The 1,169-nt window shown below is 64.8% G+C and carries 1 protein-coding gene; it reads left to right on the top strand.

Annotated elements, in window-relative coordinates:
- On the top strand, nucleotides 1-1,169 hold a 1,169-nt coding region (tuf, locus tag RT688_RS23790; RefSeq protein WP_313707284.1), incomplete at both ends, for an elongation factor Tu.

Raw genomic sequence — 1,169 nt, forward strand, 5'->3', positions numbered from 1 at the left:
AAGGGTAAGTTCGAGCGCACCAAGCCGCACGTCAACGTCGGCACCATCGGTCACGTCGACCACGGCAAGACCACGCTGACCGCCGCACTGACCAAGATCGGTGCCGAGCGCTTCGGTGGCGAGTTCAAGGATTACTCCTCGATCGACGCCGCGCCGGAAGAAAAGGCTCGTGGTATCACGATCTCGACCGCGCACGTCGAATACGAATCCCCGATCCGTCACTACGCCCACGTTGACTGCCCGGGCCACGCTGACTACGTCAAGAACATGATCACCGGTGCCGCCCAGATGGACGGCGCGATCCTGGTGTGCTCGGCCGCTGACGGCCCGATGCCGCAGACCCGTGAGCACATCCTGCTGTCGCGCCAGGTCGGCGTGCCGTACATCGTCGTGTTCCTGAACAAGGCCGACATGGTCGACGACGCCGAGCTGCTCGAGCTGGTCGAGATGGAAGTGCGCGAACTGCTGAGCAAGTACGAGTTCCCGGGCGACGACACCCCGATCATCGCCGGTTCGGCCCGCCTGGCGCTGGAAGGCGACCAGAGCGACATCGGCGTGCCGGCCATCCTGAAGCTGGTCGACGCGCTGGACAGCTGGATTCCGGAGCCGGAGCGTGCGATCGACAAGCCGTTCCTGATGCCGGTGGAAGACGTGTTCTCGATCTCGGGCCGCGGCACCGTGGTGACCGGTCGTATCGAGCGCGGCGTGATCAAGGTTGGCGACGAAATCGAAATCGTCGGCATCCGTCCGGTGCAGAAGACCACCGTGACCGGCGTTGAAATGTTCCGCAAGCTGCTGGACCAGGGTCAGGCAGGCGACAACGCTGGCCTGCTGCTGCGCGGCACCAAGCGTGATGACGTCGAGCGTGGCCAGGTGCTGGCCAAGCCGGGCACGATCAAGCCGCACACCAAGTTCGAAGGCGAAGTGTACGTCCTGTCGAAGGACGAGGGCGGCCGCCACACCCCGTTCTTCAACGGCTACCGTCCGCAGTTCTACTTCCGCACCACCGACATCACCGGCGCCGCTGCACTGCCGGAAGGCGTCGAAATGGTGATGCCGGGTGACAACGTCAAGATGGTCGTCACCCTGATCAACCCGGTGGCCATGGACGAAGGCCTGCGCTTCGCCATCCGCGAAGGCGGCCGTACCGTCGGCGCCGGCGTGGTCTC

It is taken from the genome of Massilia sp. (assembly GCF_032106685.1).
GTDB lineage: Bacteria > Pseudomonadota > Gammaproteobacteria > Burkholderiales > Burkholderiaceae_D > Telluria.